The 23216-nt window shown below is 69.6% G+C and carries 14 protein-coding genes and 2 pseudogenes; 14 read left to right on the top strand and 2 right to left on the bottom strand.

The annotated features are described in order from the left end of the window. Nucleotides 1-7 precede the first annotated feature (7 nt). From ACIBJE_RS21005 to ACIBJE_RS20945, 13 genes and pseudogenes are all read left to right on the top strand, one after another. Nucleotides 8-895: a branched-chain amino acid ABC transporter permease gene (locus tag ACIBJE_RS21005; RefSeq protein ID WP_396750763.1), complete on the top strand. Its 888-nt coding sequence runs from the start codon at nt 8-10 to the stop codon at nt 893-895. Then, entirely contained in the window at nt 879-2042 is a 1164-nt protein-coding gene (locus ACIBJE_RS21000; protein ID WP_396750761.1) for a branched-chain amino acid ABC transporter permease, read from the top strand. The genes ACIBJE_RS21005 and ACIBJE_RS21000 overlap by 17 nt, the downstream gene beginning before the upstream one ends. Before the next feature lie 76 nt (nt 2043-2118). Then, complete coding sequence (locus ACIBJE_RS20995; protein WP_396750759.1) at nt 2119-2859, top strand: ABC transporter ATP-binding protein; 741 nt, start codon at nt 2119-2121, stop codon at nt 2857-2859. Beyond that, a complete protein-coding gene (locus ACIBJE_RS20990) occupies nt 2849-3598 on the top strand; it encodes an ABC transporter ATP-binding protein (protein WP_396750757.1) in 750 nt (249 codons plus the stop codon). Before ACIBJE_RS20995 ends, ACIBJE_RS20990 begins: the two co-directional genes overlap by 11 nt. Before the next feature lie 103 nt (nt 3599-3701). Next, nucleotides 3702-4658, top strand: coding sequence for a LamG-like jellyroll fold domain-containing protein (locus tag ACIBJE_RS20985; protein WP_396750755.1), 957 nt, complete (start codon nt 3702-3704; stop codon nt 4656-4658). A gap of 37 nt (nt 4659-4695) precedes the next feature. Continuing rightward, complete coding sequence (locus ACIBJE_RS20980; protein WP_396750753.1) at nt 4696-6783, top strand: PQQ-dependent sugar dehydrogenase; 2088 nt, start codon at nt 4696-4698, stop codon at nt 6781-6783. A gap of 102 nt (nt 6784-6885) precedes the next feature. Further along, nucleotides 6886-8040 (top strand): Gfo/Idh/MocA family protein, encoded by a 1155-nt coding sequence (locus ACIBJE_RS20975; protein WP_396750751.1) that lies wholly within the window; start codon nt 6886-6888, stop codon nt 8038-8040. Beyond that, entirely contained in the window at nt 8037-9188 is a 1152-nt protein-coding gene (locus ACIBJE_RS20970; RefSeq protein ID WP_396750749.1) for a dihydrodipicolinate synthase family protein, read from the top strand. Before ACIBJE_RS20975 ends, ACIBJE_RS20970 begins: the two co-directional genes overlap by 4 nt. Next, nucleotides 9185-9988, top strand: a complete 804-nt coding sequence (locus ACIBJE_RS20965) for a sugar phosphate isomerase/epimerase family protein (protein WP_396750747.1) — start codon at nt 9185-9187, stop codon at nt 9986-9988. Before ACIBJE_RS20970 ends, ACIBJE_RS20965 begins: the two co-directional genes overlap by 4 nt. Nucleotides 9989-11128: 1140 nt before the next feature. Then, nucleotides 11129-11812: pseudogene (locus ACIBJE_RS20960) on the top strand (hypothetical protein); the annotation flags it as partial. Between the two features lie 11 nt (nt 11813-11823). Then, the gene (locus ACIBJE_RS20955; protein WP_396750746.1) at nt 11824-14154 is read left to right on the top strand and encodes a beta-L-arabinofuranosidase domain-containing protein; all 2331 of its coding nucleotides are present in this window, start codon (nt 11824-11826) and stop codon (nt 14152-14154) included. A 101-nt stretch (nt 14155-14255) separates the two neighbouring features. After that, nucleotides 14256-15647, top strand: coding sequence for a glycoside hydrolase family 43 protein (locus ACIBJE_RS20950; protein ID WP_396750744.1), 1392 nt, complete (start codon nt 14256-14258; stop codon nt 15645-15647). Nucleotides 15648-15773: 126 nt separating this feature from the next. Beyond that, nucleotides 15774-16412: pseudogene (locus ACIBJE_RS20945) on the top strand (carbohydrate-binding protein); the annotation flags it as partial. Nucleotides 16413-16531: 119 nt separating this feature from the next. Here the strand turns inward: ACIBJE_RS20945 and ACIBJE_RS20940 are convergent. Beyond that, nucleotides 16532-18151: a glycoside hydrolase family 27 protein gene (locus ACIBJE_RS20940; protein ID WP_396751010.1), complete on the bottom strand. Its 1620-nt coding sequence runs from the start codon at nt 18149-18151 to the stop codon at nt 16532-16534. A gap of 281 nt (nt 18152-18432) precedes the next feature. Continuing rightward, a complete protein-coding gene (locus ACIBJE_RS20935) occupies nt 18433-20532 on the bottom strand; it encodes a family 43 glycosylhydrolase (protein ID WP_396750742.1) in 2100 nt (699 codons plus the stop codon). Between the two features lie 923 nt (nt 20533-21455). Here ACIBJE_RS20935 and ACIBJE_RS20930 point away from each other — a divergent pair. Continuing rightward, complete coding sequence (locus tag ACIBJE_RS20930; RefSeq protein ID WP_396750740.1) at nt 21456-22976, top strand: non-reducing end alpha-L-arabinofuranosidase family hydrolase; 1521 nt, start codon at nt 21456-21458, stop codon at nt 22974-22976. Nucleotides 22977-23216: the final 240 nt, after the last annotated feature.

Here is a 23216-nt window from a genome sequence, read left to right as displayed (position 1 = left end):
AGACGACATGCCCTCCGGTGCCCTGCTCTTCCAGAGCATCATCCTGGGTCTGCTGCTGGGCGGGCTCTACGCCCTCCTGGCAGCGGGACTCACCCTCTACTTCGGAATCATGCGGGTCGTGATGATCGCCCACTCGGCGTTCCTCATCCTCGCCGCGTACCTCGCCTGGTGGTCGCACACCCGGCTGGGCATCGACCCGCTGCTGTCGATGGTCGCGACCGTGCCGCTCTTCTTCGCCTGCGGCGTCCTGCTGCAGCGGCTGCTCCTGGCCCGGCTGCGCGCGGCCACCCTGACCATGATGTCGGTGCTGCTGACCTTCTCGATCGCGCTCCTCGTCGAGGGTCTGCTCGGCTACCTGTTCACCGGCACCCAGCGGCGGATCCAGCTCGACTACAGCTCGGCGAGCCTCGGGATCTTCGGTGCCCGGGTCGCGGTGGTCAAGCTGATCGCGTTCGGCCTCGCCGCCGTTGCCCTGCTCACCCTCTACCTGCTGATGAAGAAGACCACCTTCGGCTGGGCCCTGCGGGCGACCATCCAGCACCGCGACGCGGCGCGGCTGGTGGGCATCGAGACCGAGCGGGTGGCCGGGTACGGCTTCGGCCTCGGCCTCGCCACCGCGGCCGTCGGCGGCACGGCCCTGGCCCTCGACACCACCATCTACCCGTCGCTGCACTGGCACTGGATCGGTCCGCTGATGGCCATCATCGTGGTGGGCGGGCTGGGCAGCGTACCCGGTGCCGCGATGGCCGCGATGGTGCTCGGCATGCTGCAGAGCCTGCTGCAGATCCCGCTCGGCACGACCTGGGCGCAGACCATCTTCTACCTGGCCCTGTTCGCGACGCTGGCGTTCCGGCCACAAGGTTTCTTCGGAGGTCGACTTGCCCAGCGCTTCTGATCCGACGACGGTGGCCGTCCCGCCGGCCGGGGCGGTGACGACGCGGCGCAGCCTCGACCGGGTCCTTCGAGTGGCGGCGATCGTGCTGCTCGCCGCGGCGGTACTGGCCTTTCCGTCCCTGGCGCCCAACCCGTACGTCCTCTCGGCGGGCGTCGTGGTGCTCAACTACGCGGTGCTCTCGACGTCGTGGAACTTCGTCGGCGGGTTCACCGGGTACATCTCCCTCGGCCACGGTGCCCTCGCCGGGCTCGGCGGCTACGGCACGGCCCTGCTGGTCACGAAGGCGGGCCTGCCGAGCTTCGTGGCCCTCGTGGTGGCGGCCCTGCTGGTGGCCGCCCTCGCCGTACCGATCGGCTTCGCCGCGCTGCGGGTCCGTGGCGCGTCGTTCGTCATCGTCTCGATCGCGTTGGTGCTGATCCTGCTGCTGGTCTTCCAGAGCTGGGCGTCGCTCACCGGCGGGTCACGCGGTCTGGTCGTGCCGCGCCCGTTCCCGGACCTGCTCCGTCCGGAGCACCACCGGGTGTTCTACTACCTGTTCACCGCGCTGCTCGCGCTGGCCCTGCTGGCCTGGTGGGTCATCGACCGCTCCCGGTTCGGCCTCGGGTTGAAGGCCATCCGGGAGGACGAGGACAAGGCGGAGGCGCTGGGCACCCCGACCTTCGCGTACAAGCTGGTGGTGTTCGTGGTCTCGGCGGGGTTCACCGCCCTGGGCGGCGGGCTCTACGCGCTCTGGTTCGGCGACCTCGACCCGGTGTTCCAGTTCTCCATCCTCACCGGCTCGTACCTGGTGCTGATGGCGCTGCTCGGCGGCGTCCGGAACCTGTTCGGCCCGCTGGTCGGCGCGTTGGTGGTCGGCATCGGGCTGGAGTACTTCAAGGTGGAGTTCGGCGACACCCAGTTGCACCTGGTCGCGACGGGCCTGCTGCTCGCGCTGGTCGTGCTCTTCATGCCCGACGGCGTGCTGCCGGCGGTCGGTTCCCTGCTCGGCCGGATGCGGCCGGCGCAGAACTCGATCCGCGAGGTCACGGCCGCCCAGCTGCGCGAGCAGCGCGCCACGGCGGCCGGCGCGCCGGCCGCCCGGGAACCGGTGGACGCCGCCGCCGGCACCGCCGGTGTGCGGTCCCAGCCCACGGAGGAGCGGGCATGAGCGAGCGAAGTGAGCGAATCGGTTGGCTCAGGGCGATGGTGCCTCATGGTGGCACGGAGCGAAGCGGAGTGCCAGCATGAGCGAGGTACGAGGTCTGGCCACCGCGGGACTCACCAAGGCGTTCGGTGGCGTGGTGGCGCTCGACGGTGCGACCGTCGAGTTCCGGCACGGCAAGGTCAACGCGCTGATCGGGCCCAACGGGTCGGGCAAGACCACCTTCTTCAACTGCGTCACCGGGATGATCCGGCCGGACGGCGGGCAGGTCACCTACAGCGGACGGGACATCACCGGTGCGGCCCCGCACCGCATCGTCCACGCCGGCGTCGGCCGTACGTTTCAGCTGTGCCGCGTCTTTCCCCGGATGACGGCGCTGGACAACGTCCTCGCGGCCGTGCGTCCGACCGGTCTGACCGGCCTGCTGCGCGGCGCCCGTGCCCGTGCGGAGGTCGACCGTGCCCGGGGCTGGCTCACCCGACTCGGCATCGAGCACCTGGCGGACGTGGAGGCGCGCAACATGTCGTGGGGCCAGCAGAAGCTGCTGGAACTCGCCGGTGTGCTGATGAGCGACCCGGATACCGTCCTGCTCGACGAGCCGGCCGGCGGCGTCAACCCGGCCCTGCTGGACCGGATCGGCACCCTGGTCCGCGAACTCAACGCCGAGGGGCGGACGTTCGTGGTCGTCGAGCACAACATGGACCTCGTGATGAGCGTCAGTGACCACATCGTGGTGTTCGACCGCGGCCGCCCGATCGCCGAGGGCCCGCCGTCGCTCATCCGCTCCGACGAACGCGTCCTGGGGGCCTACCTTGGCGTCTGAAATCGAACTCGTCGACATCCAGGCCGGCTACGGGCGCGCCGCGCCGGTGCTGCGCGGCCTGACCGTCTCGGTGCCCGCGGGCCAGATCGTCTGCCTGGTCGGCCCGAACGGCGCCGGGAAGTCCACCGTGCTGAAGGTCGCCAGCGGGCTGCTCAGGCCCCGCTCCGGGAGGATCCTCGTCGGCGGCGTGGACGTCACCGGCCAGGGACCGCAGCGGATGCTCGCCTCCGGCGTCGCGCACGTCCTGCAGGGGCACAGCGTCTTCCGCGAGATGACCGTGGCGGAGAACGTCCTGCTGGGCGCCTACACGTTGAAGGACAAGGCGTTGATCGCCGAACGGACGGCCTTCGTCAAGGAGGTCTTCCCGGTCGTCGCGCAGCGCTGGAACTCGTTGGCCGGACTGCTCTCCGGCGGGCAGCAGAAGCAGGTGGAGTTCGCCCGGTCGCTCATGGTCAACCCCAAGGTCGTGCTCCTCGACGAGCCGTCCATGGGTCTGGACCCGAGGGCGACGACCACCGTGTTCGAACAGGTCGTGCGCATGCGCGACGCCGGTACGGCGGTGCTGCTCGTGGAGCAGAACGCCCGGCGGGCGTTGGAGACGGCCGACCTCGGCTGCGTGCTCGACCTCGGGCACGTGCACATCTCCGGGCCGGCTTCGCAACTGTTGGCCGACCCGCAGCTCGGCGAGCTGTACCTCGGCGGACGGCCTGCCGAGCCGACGGCACCGCCGAAGCGATGACAGGCTCCGACGTGACAGCGGCACACAGAGATGGAGCGTGAACACGTAAGCGCTTCCGAAAGCGGTTACGTGCCGCGCCAGAGCTGGAACGAGGTGTATCGCGATGATCAGAACGAGACGGTTCGCCGTCGCCACCGCCACCGTACTGGTGACCGGTGTGCTGGCGGGCGCCGGGGCCCCACCGGCCCAGGCGGACCGGAGCAATCCGCGCGACGTCCATCCCCACCTGCGATCGAGCCTGGTCGCCTTCTACGACTTCGACCACCCGGCCGAGGGAGACGCGGCGCTCGAGCGGGACCTGGGCCGCTCCGGCACCGAGATCGAACTCGCCAACGGTGGCATAGACATGCGCGTTGCCGAGCACGCCTACCCGGGCAGCGGCAACGCCTTGCAGACCCGGCAGGTGAACCCCGCCCAGGCCGGTAACGACGACTGGAAGGCGGGCATCTGGTCGGCCAGCGGCGTACGCACCCTGCGCCCCTTCGCCGGCACCCAGGGCACCACCGTGATGGGCTGGTTCAAGATGGAGATGGACGCCCCGGCGCCCAACTCGACCACCGCCAACCCGACCGACCGGTTCAACGCGATCGGGCTGGCCGGTGTGCTGACCGGCGACTCGGACGGCCACGGCGTGCGGGCGCTGCTGGAACTCATCGACGTCAACGGCGAACTGCGGCTGGTCGCGCTCGGCCGACGCCTCGACGGGGGCAACTCGCAGACCTTCGCGGCGGGAGAGGACTGGCGGACGCTGCTGCCGAAGGGGGAGTGGGTCCACCTCGCGGCCACCTTCGACTTCAACACCGGCGCGCTGGCGCTCTACCGCAACGGCGAGCCGGTGGACGGCTTCTACACCCGCACCGACGACCCATGGCTCGTGTCCGGCCCCGGCCCCCACGTCACCACCGCCTCGGACCCGCGAGGCATCAAGATCGGCGGGAGCTTCCCGCAGGACACGGTGGAGCGGAACCCGTGCGACTGCCGCATGGACGCCCTGATGTTCCTCGACACCGTCGTCTCGGCGTCCGACGTCGAGAAGCAGTACCGCTACATGGCCCGCTGACCACACTCCGCACCGCCTCACCGGGAAGGAGACCCGAGTGCGCAGCATCCGCAAGATCCGCAGATCCGCGCTGACGGCCGGGCTGACCGCCGCCACCCTCGTTCTGTCCACCCTGGTCGTCGGCCCCGCCCGGGCCGCCGAACCCGTCCACGATCCGGTCGTCGAGATGCCCACCCAGTCCCGGCTCGGACTGGTCCTGACCGAGTACGCCAGCTTCCCGCAGTCGTTCCCCATCCCGGCACCGACCGACCAGCGGCTCATGCGTACCGCTCGCATCAACACCATCATGGAGCTGCCCGACGGCTCCGGCCGGCGCGCCGTGCCGGACCTCAACGGCCACCTCTACCTGGTCCGCGACGGGGCGCCGTACGTCTACCTGGACGTTGCCGACACGTTCGCGCCGCGCTTCTTCTCCGGCCGTGGGCTCGGGCAGGGCTTCGGCTACGTCGCGTTCCACCCCGAGTTCGGCACCAACGGCCGCTTCTACACCATCCACACCGAACAGGCGTCGCTGGCCGTCAAGACGCCGGACTACGCCCAGGCCAACAGCATCTACCACGGTGTGATCACCGAGTGGACGGCGACCGACCCGGCCGCCGACACGTTCTCCGGCAGCCGGCGCGAAGTGCTGCGGATCGGCTTCGCCGGCCAGATCCACGGCATCCAGGAGATCAACTTCAACCCCACCGCGCGGCCCGGCCAGCGCGACTACGGGCTGCTGTACCTGGCCGTCGGCGACGGCGGCACCGGCGTACGCAACACCGAGCCGCAGAACCTGGGCATGGTGCACGGCAAGCTGCTGCGCATCGACCCGCAGGGCACCGACTCGGCCAACGGGCAGTACGGCATCCCGGCGGACAACCCGTTCGTCGGCCAGGCCGGCGCCCTGGGCGAGGTGTACGCGGTCGGGTTCCGCGATCCGCACCGGTTCAGCTGGGACCCGGCCACCGGCCGGATGTTCCTCGGCCACATCGGCGAGCACGCCATCGAGGCGATCTACGAGGTGCGCGCCGGTGACAACTTCGGCTGGAGCGAGCGGGAGGGCGCGTTCGTCTTCGACAAGGCGGGAAGCGCCTGCGACAAGCTCCTGCCGCTGCCGGCGGACGACGCCCGGTACGGCTACACGTACCCGGTCGCGGCGTACGACCACAACCCGCCGCCCGGCTGGAACTGCACCTCCGACGTCGGTGTCGCGGTTGCCGGTGGGTTCGTCTACCGCGGCAACGAGCTGCCCGCGCTGAAGGGCAAGTACGTCTTCGGTGATCTGGTCGACGGGCAGGTCCTCTACACCGAGGCGCACGAGATGCGGCGCGGCCACGACCTGGCCACGATCCACCGCCTCGCGCTCTTCGACGCCGCCGGCGAGTCGGTGCGCATGCAGGACCTCTCCGGCCCCGGCGCTCCGGGCAACCCGGAGCGGGTCGACCTGCGTTTCGGCACCGACGCCGCCGGCGGGCTCTACCTCCTCGCCAAGGCCAACGGGAAGATCTGGAAGGTGACCGGTACCCGGGAGTTCGCGGACGGCGACGTCGGCGGCACCAAGCTGCACAGGCCCTCGGGCCCGGACAGCTGGACGCCGGTCACCCCGTCGAAGTGGCGGTTCGACCGGGACGAGGTGATCCTCGCCGAGGCGGGCGTCAGCCGGCCCGGCCCGCGCCGCCCGTTCGAGTACGCGGTGCTGACCGACGGGCCGCAGTGGTCGTCCGTGGAGATCAAGGCCGACGTCCGGCTCGACACGCCGGTCGAGGTGAGCAACCGGGACGTGATCGTCGTCTTCGGCTGGCGCTCGGACACCGAGTTCTACTACGCGCACCTGTCGACCGACAACACGATCTTGCCGCACAACGGCATCTTCAAGGTGCACAACGCCGACCGGCAGCGCATCGACCACCAGTGGAACGGCCGGTCGCGCGGCGCGAACCCGGCGATCGTCGACGCCGACTGGCACAAGGTGCGCGTCGTGCACCTGCCGGCCACCGGCGAGATCGCGGTCTACGTGGACGGGAGGAAGGACCCGCTGATGACCGCCAAGGACACCACGTTCAGCTCCGGACGGGTCGGCTTCGGTTCGTTCGACAACATCGGCCGGCTGCGTCACCTGACGGTGACCGGAACCCCGGCCTGAACCGATCCGGCGGGGACGACGGCAGGCCGCCGTCCCCGCCGGAGACGGGCAGTGTGCGGCACCCGGCCCGGGTGCCGGAGATGACCCCAGGAAGGTGGGACGATGACGGCACGTGTCCCGATCGGCATCGTGATGAACGGCGTGACCGGGCGGATGGGCTATCGGCAGCACCTGGTCCGGTCGCTGCTGGCCATCCGCGAGCAGGGCGGCGTACCGCTGCGCGACGGGAGCCGCCTCTGGCCGGAACTCGTTCTGGTCGGGCGGAACGAGGCCAAGCTGCGCGACGTCGCGGCCCGGCACGGATTGACCGACTGGACGACCCACCTGGACGCCGCGCTGGCGCGACCGGACGTCTCGATCTACTTCGACGCGCAGGTCACCAGCGAACGGGAGAAGGCGATCGGGCTCGCTGTCGCGGCGGGCAAGCACATCTACACCGAGAAGCCCACCGCCACCACCCTGCACGGCGCGGTCGAGCTGGCGCGCGCCGCCGACGCGGCCGGGGTACGCCACGGCGTCGTGCAGGACAAGCTCTTCCTGCCCGGCCTGCGCAAGCTCGACCGGCTCGTGCGGGGCGGGTTCTTCGGCCGGATCCTGTCGGTGCGCGGCGAGTTCGGCTACTGGGTCTTCGAGGGCGACTGGCAGGAGGCACAGCGTCCGAGCTGGAACTACCGGACCGCCGACGGCGGCGGCATCGTCGTCGACATGTTCCCGCACTGGCACTACGTCCTGGAGCAGATCTTCTCGCCGGTCCGGGCGGTCACCGCCCACGTCACCACCCACATCCCGCGCCGGTGGGCCGAGGACGGTCAGCCCTACGACGCGACCGCCGACGACGCCGCGTACGCGATCTTCGAGCTGGACGGTGGCGTCGTCGCCCAGATCAACTCCTCCTGGGCCGTCCGGGTGAACCGGGACGAGCTGGTCGAGTTCCAGGTCGACGGCACCGAGGGCAGCGCGGTCGCCGGCCTGCGTCGCTGCCGCGTCCAGCACCGGGCCGTCACCCCGAAGCCGGTCTGGAACCCGGACCTGCCCTCCACGGACGACTTCCGTGCGCAGTGGCAGGAGGTGCCGGACAACGAGGTGTTCGACAACGGCTTCAAGGCGCAGTGGGAGATGTTCCTGCGGCACGTCGCCGAGGACGCCCCGTACACCTGGGATCTGTGGGCCGGTGCGCGGGGTGTGCAGCTGGCCGAGCTGGGCCTGCAGTCGGCGCGGGAGGGCCGGCGCGTCGAGGTGACGGAGCTGCGGTCGTGACCCGGACCGTCAATCTGCCCGACGGGCCGTTCACCCTCTCCGGGACCGGGCGCGAGCACGTCACGCCCGGTGCCCGCTTCGCCAGCCGGGTCGCGTACGCCGCCGCGCACGTCGTCGCCGATCCCCGCGCGGAGAACGTGCCGGGCGCGCCCGCCGCGGTCGACTGGGACGCGACCCTGGCGTTCCGCCGGCACCTGTGGTCGTACGGGTTCGGCGTCGCCGAGGCGATGGACACCGCCCAGCGCGGCATGGGCATGGACTACCCGGCCGCGCGCGAGCTGGTGCGGCGCTCGGCGGCGGCCGCCCAGGCCGAGGGCGGCGCGATCTGCGCGGGCGTCGCCACCGATCAGCTGCCGGCCGGCCCGGCCACGCTCGACGAGATCCGCAAGGCGTACGCCGAGCAGCTCGCCGACGTGCAGGACGCCGGCGCCCGGCCGGTGCTCATGTGCAGCCGCCACCTGGCCGCCGCGGCCCGGTCCGCCGACGACTACCTCGACGTCTACGGCCGGCTGCTGGCCGACGCCGACGGCCCGGTGGTGCTGCACTGGCTCGGCCCGGCGTTCGACCCGGCCCTCGCCGGCTACTGGGGCGACGCCGATCCGGTGCGCGCCGCGGACACCGTGGTCGCGCTGATCGGCGCGCACGCGAGCCGGGTCGACGGCGTCAAGCTGTCGCTGCTCGACGAGGACTTCGAGGTCGCGCTGCGCCGGCGTCTGCCGGCAGGGGTACGGCTCTACACCGGCGACGACTTCAACTACCCGGCCCTGATCCGGGGCGACGGCGAAGGCCACTCCGACGCGCTGCTCGGCGTCCTCGCCGCGATCGCGCCCCCGGCCGCCGCCGCGCTGCGGGTGCTGGACACCGGGGACCTGGCGACGTACGACCGGATTCTGGCACCCACGCTGCCGCTCGCCCGGCACCTGTTCGGTGCCCCGACCTTCTACTACAAGACGGGCATCGTGTTCCTGGCCTGGCTCGCCGGTCACCAGGACCACTTCACGATGGTCGGCGGTCTCCAGTCGGGACGGTCGCCGGTGCACCTGGGCCGGCTGCTGCGGCTGGCCGACGCGGCCGGGCTGCTGCCCGACGCCGAGCTGGCCGCGCACCGCGCGCGGGCGTTCATGACCACGGCGGGGGTGGCGCAGTGAATCGGTTCGCGCTCAACTCGGCGACGACGAAGCGGTGGCCACTGCCGGACCTCGTCGCCGGCTGCGTCGACGCCGGGGTGTCCGGGGTGGGGCTGTGGCGGGAGGATCTGGCCGCGTACGGGGTCGAGCCGGCCGCGGCGCTGGTGCGGGACGCGGGCCTGACCGTCACGTCGCTGTGCCGCGGCGGGTTCTTCGGCACCCCCGGCTGGCTCGACGAGAACCGGCGTGCCATCGACGAGGCGGCGGCAGTGGGCGCGCCGGTGCTGGTGCTGGTCTCCGGCGGCCTGCCCGACGGCAGCCGGGACATCGACGGCGCTCGGGCGCACGTGCGGGACGCGATCGGCGAGCTGGTGCCGTACGCCCGAGCCACGGGGGTCCGGCTCGCCGTGGAGCCGCTGCACCCGATGTTCTGTGCCGACCGGTGCGTGGTCGCCAGTCTCGGTCAGGCCCTGGATCTCGTCTCGCCGTACCCGGCGGAGACGGTGGGCGTCGTCGTCGACACGTACCACCTCTGGTGGGACGACCAGGTGTGGGCGCAGATCGCGCGGGCCGGCGGGGAGAAACGCATCGCCTGCTTCCAGATCGCCGACTGGGTGACGCCGCTGCCGGCGGGGGTGCTGCTCGGCCGGGGGCTGCCCGGCACGGGGTGCGTCGAGCTGCGCCGCTTCCGGGAGGCCGTGGACGCGGCCGGCTACACCGGGCCGGTGGAGGTCGAGGTCTTCGCCGAGGAGGTGTGGGCACGGCCCGGCCGGGAGGTGCTCGACGAGGCCGTCGCCGGCTACCTCACGCACGTCGCCTGAGCGGACGCACGGCCCGCCCGATCTGCGGTCGGGCCGTCGGTCCGGTCTGGTCAGGACAGACCCCGGCGGACGATCGGTCCGACGAGCTCTCGTTCCTCGTACGCGAGGTGGGACAGCAGGGTGTCGCTCAGCAGGCCGACGGCGGCGCGGCCGTCCGGACCGCCGCGCCGCCGTCGGCTCGGCGGCTACCAGCTCGCGGGCGGCCGCGTCCGGCTTCCGCTCGGCGGCCACCAGCTCGCGGACAATCGGCGTCACCTCGGCGGCGAAGCGGCGCAGGTGCGTTGCTGCGGGCGCTGCGCTGGCCTGCCGGTCACCGCCTCCACGTCGACGTCACCGACGGCCTTCTCCTGATCACCGCGGCCCCCGGCGGGACACACGTCGGGGGAGCCCGCAGGGCACCACCCCGGCCCGCTGCGGCCCGACGACGCTGCGGCATCCACCCGCACCTGGCGGTGCTCCTCGCGGCGATCCCGACCCGCGATCTGCTTGTCGGGCAACCGTGCCGACTCCGGGTGCACCGGCCGACCGGTCGGCTGCGCCCGCGACACTCCTGCGCACGGTGCTCGACATCGTGCGCATCCCGCCGACCAGCGAGGGTCGTCGCACGCCCCCGCCGCGGTCGGTGGTGGAACGGGCCCTGACCTGGCGCACCGCTGACCGCCCTCTCGCCGTTGACGGCGAAACCCGCTTCACCACATCGACAGCCATGATCCGTTAAGCCGTCATCGTCGGCATGCCCGGCCGTCTCACCCTCCGGTCTCGCCAGGTTGCTGACCCTTGCGATGTGACCGTTAACATTATACCTTTCGATATAGACGGGCATTAAATTCCTTGTCGTCCGTGCGCCATCCCCGAGCACTGGCGACCCCAGGCGTCGACCGCTGAAGAGAGGAGCAGTCGACCCACTCGCGGAACGTCGATCGGGTGGGACACGGCGTCCACCGTCCCCGCCGGCCGGGCCGGCACTGCGACGCCCCTCCCGGGCGGACATGTTCGCGCGGCAGCGCCGCTGAACGCCTGCCGCCCATGCCACCACCACCGGCGGGGGGTGTCGCACCGCCTACGCGTCGAGAGGACGCGGAAGGAGAACGTCATGAGTCAGACCGTGCAGCGGGACGTGTGGTCGTACTACGGCCTGCAGCGGTCGGCTGCAGCTGTGGCGGCGCGATGAGCTACGCCCTCGCCTGCGCCCGGTCGACGGTCTTCCGGGCGGTCGCCGTCCACGGCGCTCCCCGGGAACTCAGCGGATGCAGCGGCGGCAGCCAGCCCATCGCCTACTTCGGCGCCCACGGCATCAGCGACAACATCACCAGCGGGCAATCGTTGCGGGACAGGTTCGTCCGGAACAACGGCTGTACCGCCCAGAACCCACCCGAGCCGGCACCCGGCAGCCTGACCCACCGCACCACCACCTACTCCGGCTGCCGGGCCGGGTACCCGGTGACCTGGGCCGCCTTCGATGGCGGCCAGATCGCCGCCCCGCAGGACGGTGCTCCCGGTGACAGCGGCTCGCGTACCTGGCTGCCCGGCGAGACCTGGACCTTCTTCCGGCACGGCGCTGGACAGCGGCGGCGACACCACCGTCGGTTCACGGATCAGCAGGTGGGCGCTGGGCACCAGCACGAACCTGCAGTGGACCATCGCCGCGATCTGAACCGGATGGGGCCGGGAGTCCGGCGATCCCCTGACCGCTGGGGACCCGGGTGCCGCTCTTACCGGAGGCGGACCCAACGACCGTCTCGCTCCACAACCGTCGGACCGCACACACCGCCGACCGGCCGGCCCTGCCATCGGCCCCTGCCGCTGACGTCGGTGGCAACCTGAATGGAGGCTTCATGTCATCCCGACCCATCAGCCGGCGTCGCGCGCTGCAGGCCGCCGGCGCGACCGCTGTCGTCTCGGCGGCCGGCATTCCGATCCTCGGGGCCCGTCCCGCCGTCGGCGCGGTGCTACCCCCCGCCCGGCCGGACCTCGGGGTGTCGGCGTACGCGTTCGACCTCGGCCAGGTCAGGCTGACCGCTGGTCGGTGGCTGGACAACCAGAATCGGACGTTGACCTATCTGCGGTTCGTCAACGTGGACCGGCTGCTCTACAACTTCCGCGCCAACCATCGGCTGTCCACCAACGGCGCGGCGGCGAACGGGGGCTGGGACAGTCCGACGTTTCCGTTCCGAACCCACGTGCAGGGACACTTTCTCACCGCCTGGGCTCAGGCTTACGCGGTGCTGGGTGACACCACCTGCCGGGACAAGGCCAACTACATGGTGGCCGAACTCGCCAGGTGCCAGGCGAACAACGGAGCGGCCGGGTTCGCCGCAGGCTACCTCTCCGGATTCCCGGAGTCCGACTTCACCGCGCTCGAGGCACGGACCTTGACCAACCGCAACGTGCCCTACTACTGCATCCACAAGACGCTGACCGGGCTGCTTGACGTCTGGCGCTACATCGGCAGCACACAGGCGCGCTCCGTGCTGCTGGCTCTGGCCGGCTGGGTCGACACCCGGACCGCCCGGCTGAGTACCAGCCAGATGCAGGCGATGCTGGGCACCGAGTTCGGCGGCATGAACGAGGTGCTGACGGACATCTACCAGCAGACCGGTGACGGGCGCTGGCTCACGGCCGCCCAGCGGTTCGACCACGCTGCCGTGTTCAACCCGCTGGCCGCCAACTCCGACCAGCTCGCCGGGCTGCACGCCAACACCCAGGTCCCGAAGTGGGTGGGTGCCGCCCGGGAGTTCAAGGCCACCGGCACCACCCGCTACCGGGACATCGCCACGAACGCCTGGAACCTCACCGTCAACGCGCACACGTACGCCATCGGCGGCAACAGCCAGGCCGAACACTTCCGGGCGCCGCACGCGATCGCCTCGTACCTCACCGACGACACCTGCGAGCAGTGCAACACCTACAACATGCTCAAGCTGACCCGGGAACTGTGGCTGCTCGACCCGAACCGGGTGGCGTACTTCGACTATTACGAGCGCGCTCTGCTCAACCACCTGATCGGCGCGCAGAACCCAACCGATGGCCACGGCCACATCACCTACTTCACGCCGCTGCGACCCGGCGGGCGCCGGGGTGTGGGCCCGGCGTGGGGCGGCGGCACCTGGAGCACCGACTACAACTCGTTCTGGTGCTGCCAAGGCACCGGGATCGAGACGAACACGAAGCTGATGGACTCCATCTACTTCCACAACGGCACCACGCTGACCGTGAACCTGTTCGTGCCGTCGGTGCTGACCTGGTCCCAGCGCGGCATCACCGTCACGCAGAGCACCAGCTACCCGGTCAGCGACACCACCACCCTGACCCTGTCCGGCACGATGAGCGGCTCATGGAGCATCCGGGTCCGCATCCCGGCCTGGACCACCGGCGCGACGATCAGCGTCAACGGCGCCGTGCAGAACATCGCCACCACACCGGGCAGCTACGCCACGGTCACCCGTACCTGGGCTGCGGGCGACATGATCACGATACGGCTGCCGATGCGGGTCATCATGCAGAACGCCAACGACAACGCCGCTGTCGCCGCGATCACCTACGGCCCGGCGGTGCTGTGCGGCAACTACGGCAACACCGCTATCACGGCGCTGCCGGCACTGGTCACGTCGTCCATCACCCGGACCAGCTCCGGCTCACTGGCGTTCACCGCGACCGCCAACGGGGCCACCGTCAGTATCGGGCCCTTCCACGACGCCCATGGTTACAACTACACGGTCTACTGGAGCACCAACGGTGCCGGTGGCGCCAGTTACCGGCTCGTCAACGTCGGCACCGGGCTGGTGCTCGGCATCCAGGACATGTCGGTCGCCGACGGCGGCCTCGCCGTGCAGTGGGGCGACTCCGGCACCGCCGACCACAACTGGGTGGTCGTGACCGACGGCGACGCGGTCAAACTTCGCAACGTCAACAGCGGCAAGGTCCTCGGGGTGGAGAACATGTCCACCGCCGACAACGCCCGGGTGCTGCAGTGGTCGGACACCGGCACGGCGGACCACCGGTGGACTCTCGTCGACCTCGGTGACGGCACCTACAAGATCCGCAACGTCAACAGCGGAAAGCTGCTCGGCATCCTCAACGGGTCCACCGCCTGGGGAGCGCAGGCAGTACAGGACTCAGACAACGGCAGTGCGGACAACCGGTGGCGACTCGCCCGGAACGCCTAGCGACAACACCACCCGGGACCCTCGGCATCCCGGCCGGTCCATGTCCGTCGCCGAGAGCCGAGCTGCGGCCCGAACCACCACCATCGAGAGAGGTCACCCCCATGGCCCTGACCCGACGAGCCTTCACCAAGGGAGTGGTCGCCGCCGGCGCGGCCACCGCCGCCGGCCTGACGATCGCCCCCCGGACGGCGTCGGCCGCGACCTACAGCGCGTACGCGATGACCTACTTCACCGAGTCGCCGAACTTCGTGGGGGCAGACTACGGCCTGCACGTAGCGGTCAGCCGCGACGGCCTGAACTGGACCCCCCTCAACCAGAACGACCCCGTGGTCACCCCGACCGCAGGTCAGCTGGGGTTGCGCGACCCGTTCATCTTCCGCAAGCAGGACGGTACGTTCATCGTGATCGCCACCGATCTGCGCGGCACGGACTTCGGCACCGTCAGTCAGTACCTGCACGTGTGGGACTCGACGAACCTGACCAGCTTCACCGGGTACCGGCGGCTACGGATGCACACCTACAACGCTCACACCTGGGCGCCGACGGTCTTCTGGAATGCCAGCCGCGGACAGTACGGCATCGTCTACTCCTGCAACACCAGCAGCGGGGACGTGTTCCTGGTCAACTACACATCCGACTTCCAGTCGGTCAGCTCCCCGCAGGTCTTCTTCAGCCCTGGTTTCGGCGTCCTGGACAGTGACATCGTGGTCGACAACGGGGTCACGTACCTGTACTACAAGAATCTCGCGAACGGGAACCTGTATGGCGCCCGCTCGTCGACCGGCGAGCCGAACAGCTTCACCACCTACACCGGCGGGCTGCGTCAGGGCGACGCGATGGAGGCCCCTCTGCTGGTCAAGCGGAACGACGGCAACGGCTGGTATCTGTGGGGTGACTCGTTCAGGCCGGTGAACGCCGACTACTACGCCTGGTCCAGCAGCAACATCACCGGCAGCGCTTGGACTGTGCTGAACCAGCGGGACTACACTGCGCCGCTCAACGGCAAGCACGGCTCGATCCTCGGCATCACCGAGGCCGAGTACGACGGCGCGGTCAGCCGGTGGGGTACTCCGAACTGGGTGCGGCTGAAGTCCTGGAACTTCCCGGACCGGTTCGTCCGGCACCTCAACGGCCTCGGGCGCCTCGACCCGTACCCGTTCGACCCGTACCAGGACCAGATGTGGCGGATGGTGCCCGGCCTGGCCGACTCGTCCGGGGTGTCGTTCGAGTCGGTGAACCGACCCGGCAACTTCCTGCGCCACAGTGGCTATACCGTCCGGCTCGACCCGAACGACAACACCGCGACGTTCCGGGCCGACGCGACGTTCCACCGCGCCCCGGGCCTGGGCGACTCCTCGTGGACCTCGTTCCGCTCCCACAACGTCCCCGACCGGTATCTCCGGCACTCCGGTTACCTGCTGCGCATCGATCCGCTGAGCGCGTCCTCCAGTGCTGCCGACCGGCAGGACGCCACCTTCCGGCTCACGCCGTAGCCGCTCGGCCCGCTCCGGCTACCCACGCCGTGGTTGCACAGGACACCGCTCGTGGAGTCAGTTGTGAAGCTGGTGATCCCACTCCGTCCCGCGACGAGGCGTCGGCGCGCCCTCGCCGCGGTCGTCGTGTTCGCGGCGGAGTGCTGCTCCGAGTTCATCGCGTACTCGACGGCGCCGGGCCCGACGGGGTCGTGGAGCTACCGGGGGGCCATCATGCCCCGGCAGGGCAGCAGCTTCACCAACCACGCCGGCATCATCGACTTCAATGGCGGATCGTACTTCTTCTATCACAATGGGGCGTTGCCCGGCGGCGGTGGCTTCACCCGTTCGGTCGCCGTGGAGAAGTTCACCTACAACTCCAACGGCACGTTCCCGACGATCAACATGACCACCGCGGGCGTGCCGCAGGTTGGCACGCTGAACCCGTACGTCCGGCAGGAGGCCGAGACCGTCGCCTGGGGTGCTGGCATCGAGACGGAGCCGGCCAGCGAGGGCGGGATGAACGTCGGCTGGATCGAGAACGGCGACTACATCAAGGTCAAGGGCGTGGCGTTCGGTGCCGGTGCGACGTCCTTCTCCGCGCGGGTCGCCTCGGCCAGCAGCGGCGGCCGGATCGAGGTGCGGTTGGACAGCGTGAGCGGCCCGATCGTCGGCACCTGCAACGTCGGCGGTACGGGCGGCTGGCAGAACTGGACGACCACCACGTGCGGGGTGAGCGGTGCGAGTGGAACGCGTGACCTGTACCTACGCTTCGCTGGTGGCAGCGACGGGCGATGCCCGCCCGGCTACGGGCTTGCGGTCCGCTCCCGCCACGACGGTGGGCCGGTCGGGGGTCGAGGCAGATGCCCTGTCCACCCGGCCGGCCCACGGTCAGCGCCGGTCGGTCAGGCTCGGTTCCATCGCTGGTTGATGTTGCCGTGGCAGGACCACAGGATCACCGTGGTCCCGTTGGCGGTGCCGCCGTTGTTGACGTCCAGGCACAGAGACGGGAAGCGGACGTTGCTGATCGTGCCGTTGCCGTTGAACGCCCACTGCTGATTGGTGCCGCCGTTGCAGTCCCAGATCTGCACCCGGGTGCCGTTTGCCGCACTGGTCGGGGCGTCCAGGCACTTGCCGAGAATCCGCAGGGTCTGACCGTTCTGGGTGATCTGCTGGTTGGGATTGGCGTGGCAGTCCCAGATCAGGGTGCCGGTGCCGTTGGCGGTGTTGGAGTTGTCGAGGTCGAGACAGCGGTCGGCCGCCTCGCTGCGCAGCCGGAACGTGGTGGGTGTCGGCGGGTTGGTGGTGCCGCCTCCGCTGACCCGGTACACCACCGTGCCGTGCGCCGGCACGCTCGCGGAGATGGCCCCGGTGGTACTCGCGGTGGAATTGGTCCACGCGTCCCTCAGGGTGAACGAGCTGCCGGTCTTACCGATCGCCGACGTGGTGGTGGAGATCGTCGTGGTGGAGCCGCCCTGGTTGAACAGAGCGACTGCGACATCGCCGTTGGCCAGCCGCTTCGCCAGGACTCGCCGGGTGCCGTCATTGAGGATCTGCACCGCCTGCAGACCGAGAGTGTCCTGGTTGATGGCGACCAGGTTCTGGTTCTTCAGGATCGTCAGCGTCGCGGCGCTGGCCGAGCGCAGGTCGTTGCCCATCATGAGCGGCGCCGCCATCATCGCCCACAGCGCGAAGTGGCTGCGCATCTCGGTGTCGTTCATGCCGCCGTTGCCCACCTCGAGCATGTCCGGGTCGTTGAACCCGCCGGGTGCCGCGTACCCGGCCAGCGGGACGTTGACGTTGACGATGTTCTGGATGCCCATCGGGTAGCCGTTGGTCTGGCCGGTGTTCCAGGCGTTGGTGATGTCCTCCGTGGTCCGCCAGAGGTTCGCCACGTCACTCCAGTTGCGTTGGGGCCCGGTCTTCTCGTGGATGCTGTTCGAGTTGATGCTGTAGACGATCGGCCGGCCGGTGGCGGCCAGCGCGTCGCGCATGATGCCGAACCTCGCCACCTGGTCGTTGATGGTCCCGGTCGGTGAACACCAGTCGTACTTCAGGTAGTCCACGCCCCAGGCGGCGAACTGCCGGGCGTCCTGGTACTCGTGCCCGAGGCTGCCCGTGGAGCCGGGGAAGGCGTCGAAGTACTGGGCGCAGGTCTGGTCCAGTGGTGACTGGTAGATGCCGAAGAGCAGGCCCCGCGAGTGCAGGTAGTCCCCGAGCGCCTTCATTCCGCTCGGGAACCGCTCCGGGTGGGCCTGGAGGTTGCCCTGCGCGTCCCGGTTCGGGTTGAACCAGCAGTCGTCGACGACGACGTACCTGTAGCCGAGATCCCGCAGGCCGTCGTCGACGATCGAGTCGGCCATCTGGCGAATGAGGGTCTCGTTGATGTTGCAGCCGAACGTGTTCCAGGTGTTCCAGCCCATCGGCGGGGTCCGGGCGACGCCGTTGTCCAGCGCCTGGGCCGGGCGGGGCGCTACGACCCCGTCGGCGACGGCCGCGGCGAACGTCACCGCCAGAACGCCCATGACGGCCGTCAGCCATCTCGTCGGTCTGAGCACGTTGTTCCTCCTGTCGTAGAGATGATCGGCGTCGGCGGTCGGGTGCCGACGCCGAGGTACGTGCGATGTGGGTGACAGGACCAGGCCCCGAAGGTGCGGGTGCCGACGGGGTCGGCGGATGCGAGCAGCTGCACCTGGCATCCCGCGCGGGCGGTGGTGGAGGGCCGTGCGATCCGGAAAGCCCGGATTCTCCGGATCGCGCGACAGCGGTGATGCGGTTCGGGCCGGCTGCCGAATGGCCCCTGGGATCAGGGGGTGGTCAGGTCGAAACGCCGGACGGTGACGGCACCGCCGAGAGCCTGGGTGGCGTAGTTGAAGATCCCGAACCGGTATCCCATGAAGAACTGCCAGGCGTTGTTCAGGGTGAAGGCTGGCCCCAGAGGCGTGAAGGTCACGCCGTCGGTGCTGTACGAGAACCGGGCCTGCCGACCCGTCCCCGGCCGGATGTCGGCGTTGACCCGCAGCCAGACCCGGCCGCCCGAGATGGCGGCGCTGGCCGCCTCGACACCGGTGCCGGTGGTGTTCCAGCTGCTGTCCATCGTCAGGCCGTTGGTCATCACCACCCGGGTCGTGCCGTGGTCACGTTTGACCCCGATCCACGCCGAGGAGTCGCGGAGCATGGCGAGGCCGGCCCGGTCTCCGTCGCTCATGGCGGAGTGGTCGAGGTCGATCGTCGCGGTGGAGGTCGGGCCCTGGATCCGGTGGGTGACGGTGTTGCGGGCCGAGTAGAGGTCGTTGGTGACGCTCGCGGTCTGCAGTCGCAGTCCGTTGTTGACGCTGTACCTGCTGGAATCCGGGTTGTGGTTCCACTCCCACCGGTGGCCCAGGCCCGGACCGGTGAAGGTGTCCGCGCCGATCATCGGTTGCACGGTCCGTGACGTCGTGATGTTCGGCTTCGGGTAGTTGACGCCCCACCGGCCGTTGACGGTCTGGACGACGGGCCAGCCGTCGCCGGTCCAGGTGATCGGTGCGAGGGTCGGCACCCGGCCGCCCGGGTACGCGTCGGTGAACGCCATGTAGTACCAGTCGCCGTTCTGCGTCTGCACCAGGCCCCCCTGGTGCGGGACCCCGCCGCCCGGGATGGGGCCGGGCAGGTCCAGCAGCACCTGGCGCATCTCGTACGGCCCGAACGGTGAGCTCGACTTCAGTACGTACTGGCCGTTGGCCGGGCGGGTGAGCCAGATGTAGTAGCTGCCGTTGCGCTTGTAGAAACGGGCGCCTTCCAGAGTGCCGACGTTCGACGGCGTGGTGAAGACCTGCTGGGCGCGGACCTGGGACAGCCCGTCGGCGGACAGTTGCGCGACACTGATGGTGCCGTTGCCGTAGGCCACGTACATGGTGTCGTTGTCGTCGACCAGCAGACCCGCGTCGTAGTAGCAGTTGTTGATCTGCGAACGCTTCTGCCAGGTACCGTCGACGGCCGTCGCGGTGTAGACGTACGTCCGGTTGAACTCGACACAGCCCATCCAGTAGTAGGTGCTGTTACTGCGGCGGTAGTTGAGGGTCGAGGCCCAGATCCCCTTGACGTACGCCCGCCCGCCGGTCAGGTTGTAGGCGTTCGACCCGAAGTCCAGGCTCGGCACCGAGTGACCGGCGTACTCCCAGTTCACCAGGTCGTAGGAGCGCAGGATCGGCGCTCCGGGGGAGTAGTGCATGGTCGAGGCCGAGTAGTAGTAGGCGTCACCGACGCGGATGATGTCGCCGTCGGCGAAGTCCTGCCAGACCACGGGATTGGTGAACTGCTCCCCGCCTGCCGGTGGGGTGGTGGGAGTGGTGCCGCCGTCGACGCGGACGAGTTGCCACTGTTGGTTGTCGCCGCCCCAGTCGGTGTACTGCACGACGTTCGCGCCGTCGGTCGTTGAGGCGTTCTGTACCTCGACTGCCTTCCCGCTGTTGCGGTTGATCAGCCGGACGTAGCCGCCGGCGGAGTCGGCGAGCCGGAACTGCTGGTTGGCCGCGTTGAGGTCGGTCCACTGCACGATGCCGCCGCCGTCGGCGGTGGACCGGTTGTGCACGTCCAGGACCTTGCTGGAATGGCGGGATCTCAGCCGGTAGTAGCCGTTGCCGGAGTCGACGAACTGCCACTGTTGCCAGGCTCCGTCGCCGCGCGTCCACTGGGTGATCCGCGCGCCGTCGTTGATCGCGAGGTTGTACACGTCCAGGGCCTTACCGCTGTTCCGGTTCACCAGCACGTACCAGGCGCTCGTGTCCACCGTTGCGGCGGAAGCCGCCGGCGCTGCGACAACCGCCGCGACACCACCGGCAAGGACCGTCACGACCGTCACCACCGCCAGCCATCGCCGGCGCCACCGAATCGGCGGCACCGGCGCCACACCGATGTCATTCATGCGTCTCCTTCGATAGAAAGCTGGTCGCAGCCGACACATTTCGACCCAGCTGGTGGCCGCCCGGCTGCGGCGAGCGCAACTCATGCCCGGAAACGAGTTGCCGCACCGGCCCAGGGCGCCGCAACCCCACCTCGACGCCCCTGCCGCCATTTTTGTGAGCGCTAACATCGCTGCCCGAGCGCCGTCGCCACGCATGACGGGTTGGACCTTCTCCAACGAGCGCCATCGAAGTAAGGCGATGTTACTTGAGCGTTTCGGAGGCATCAAGGGCTTCGCCGGGCTCGATGCGCTGCCCAAACCCCCTGAATGCCCGCGAAGCGCCAGGACGTCGGATCGTGCTTACGTTACATAGAGTGAAAACAGGGCCAGAGGTTGCGCAGTGCTGACCGTAGTTCGGGTGCCTTGGGGCTATGTGAACGTTCACGGAGATACTCCGTCCCGGCTCCGGGCGGTGCCGACGCGGTCCGGCCGGCTGGGGACCTCGCAGGCCCCACCCGCTGCTCCCTGTGATGACGCGATGTGTGCCCGCTCCGCACGCCCGCAGGCTGCTCCGGCCAGCCGAGCCCGTTCCTGGATGGACAGGTGCCGGCTCCGCGCGCCCGCAGGCTGCCCGTCCGGGGTGATGTGTGCGGGGAGTCGGTGAGGAGCGGTCGGGCGTCATGGGCTGCGGGGCGCCACCGGTGGCGGACCCAGAACATTACGACTTGACGACCGCCATGTTATCGCTCACAGTCGATGGTCGAGGGTGACGATGCGGTGGCTTACCGGGCAAGCCTGCCTCGTCAGACCTTAAATCAGGCGTGTGCCAGGGCATGTGGAGCGTCGCGTGAACGCTAACACCCTCGACGCTGCGCTTCGGCCGCGCGTCGCGGTGCGCCCATCTTCGGGTGGACCCTTCGGCTCTTGGTCATTGAAGGAGGATCATGTCTGCCTTTGGTAGGTCCCCATCGATCGCGTCGCCGTCACGGCGGCGGGGGCGGTTGCTGCGGGCCGTCGCCGCTGGTGTGACGACGGTGCTGCTCGGCGGTGCCGCCGCAGCGGTGCTGTCGACACCCGCCGCCGCGGCGACGGTCGACACGAGCGCGTGGTACGTGCTGGTCAACCGCAACAGCGGTAGGGCTCTGGACGTGTACAACCTGGCGACGAACGACGGTGCCCGGATCACGCAGTGGACCCGGAACAACGGTAACCAGCAGCAGTGGCAGTTCGTCGACTCCGGTGGCGGCTACTACCGGATCAAGTCGCGGCACTCCGGCAAGGTGCTGGACGTCTACAACTTCTCCACGGCCAACGGTGCGGCGATCAACCAGTGGACCGACCACAACGGCACCAACCAGCAGTTCCGGTTGGCCGACTCCGATGGTGGACACGTGCGGTTCATCAACCGCAACAGCAACAGGGCCCTGGAGGTGCAGGGCGCCTCGACCGCGGACGGCGCGAACGTCGTGCAGTACGACGACTGGAACGGCACCAACCAGCAGTGGCAACTCGTCCGCGTCGACGGCGGGAGCAACCCCACCACGCCGCCGCCCGGCACGTGCGATCTTCCGTCGACGTACCGCTGGACGTCGACCGGGCCGCTGGCGAGTCCGAAGTCGGGGTGGGTCTCGCTGAAGGACTTCACCTACGCCCCCTACAACGGCAGGCATCTCGTCTACGCGACGACACACGACACCGGGACCAGGTGGGGCTCGATGAACTTCGGCCTCTTCACGAACTGGTCCGACATGGCCTCGGCCAGCCAGAACACGATGTCCTACTCCACTGTCGCCCCGACGCTGTTCTACTTCGCCCCGAGGAACATCTGGGTGCTCGCCTACCAGTGGGGTGGAACCGCCTTCTCCTACCGGACGTCGAGCGACCCCACCAACCCCAACGGCTGGTCGTCGCAGCAGGTGCTCTTCTCGGGGAGCATCTCCGACTCCGGGACGGGACCCATCGACCAGGCGCTCATCGGTGACAGCACGAACATGTACCTGTTCTTCGCCGGGGACAACGGCAGGATCTACCGGGCCAGCATGCCCATCGGGAACTTCCCGGGTAGTTTCGGCTCGTCGTCGACGGTGGTCATGAGCGACACGACGAACAATCTGTTCGAGGCGGTTCAGGTCTACAAGCTCCAGGGCCAGAACCGGTACCTCATGCTCGTCGAGGCGATCGGCGCGCAGGGACGCTACTTCCGCTCGTTCACGGCCACCAGCCTGAGCGGTTCGTGGACGCCGCAGGCCGCGACCGAGAGCAACCCCTTCGCCGGCAAGGCCAACAGTGGCGCCACATGGACCAACGACATCAGCCACGGCGAACTGATCCGCGGCAACGCCGATCAGACCATGACCGTTGATCCCTGCAACCTGCAGTTGCTCTACCAGGGACGTGACCCCAGGTCCAGCGGCGACTACGGCCTCCTGCCCTACCGGCCGGGTCTGCTGACACTACAGCGCTAACCAGGTGACACAGGTCCGACCCGGGTGTTGCTGACATTCGCGGGCAACGGCAGGTGTCGAACCGGTGAGCGTCGTAACGGCCCACGAATCAGAACCGGGTGGACCTGGATCGGCGGGGGCGGGGGCCGGCCCCCCCCCCCCCCGGGGTTACCCGAGGGCCCACGTGGTCGAACCCCCCCCGCTGCCGCCGCCCCCCCCCCACACTATGAGGGGGAGTGTGGGGACCCCCAGTCCCCCAAC

The sequence above is a fragment of the Micromonospora sp. NPDC050187 genome (assembly GCF_044459745.1).
Classification (GTDB): domain Bacteria; phylum Actinomycetota; class Actinomycetes; order Mycobacteriales; family Micromonosporaceae; genus Micromonospora.
Note: the sequence above shows the minus strand (reverse complement) of the source record. Positions and strands in the feature narration are given on the sequence as shown.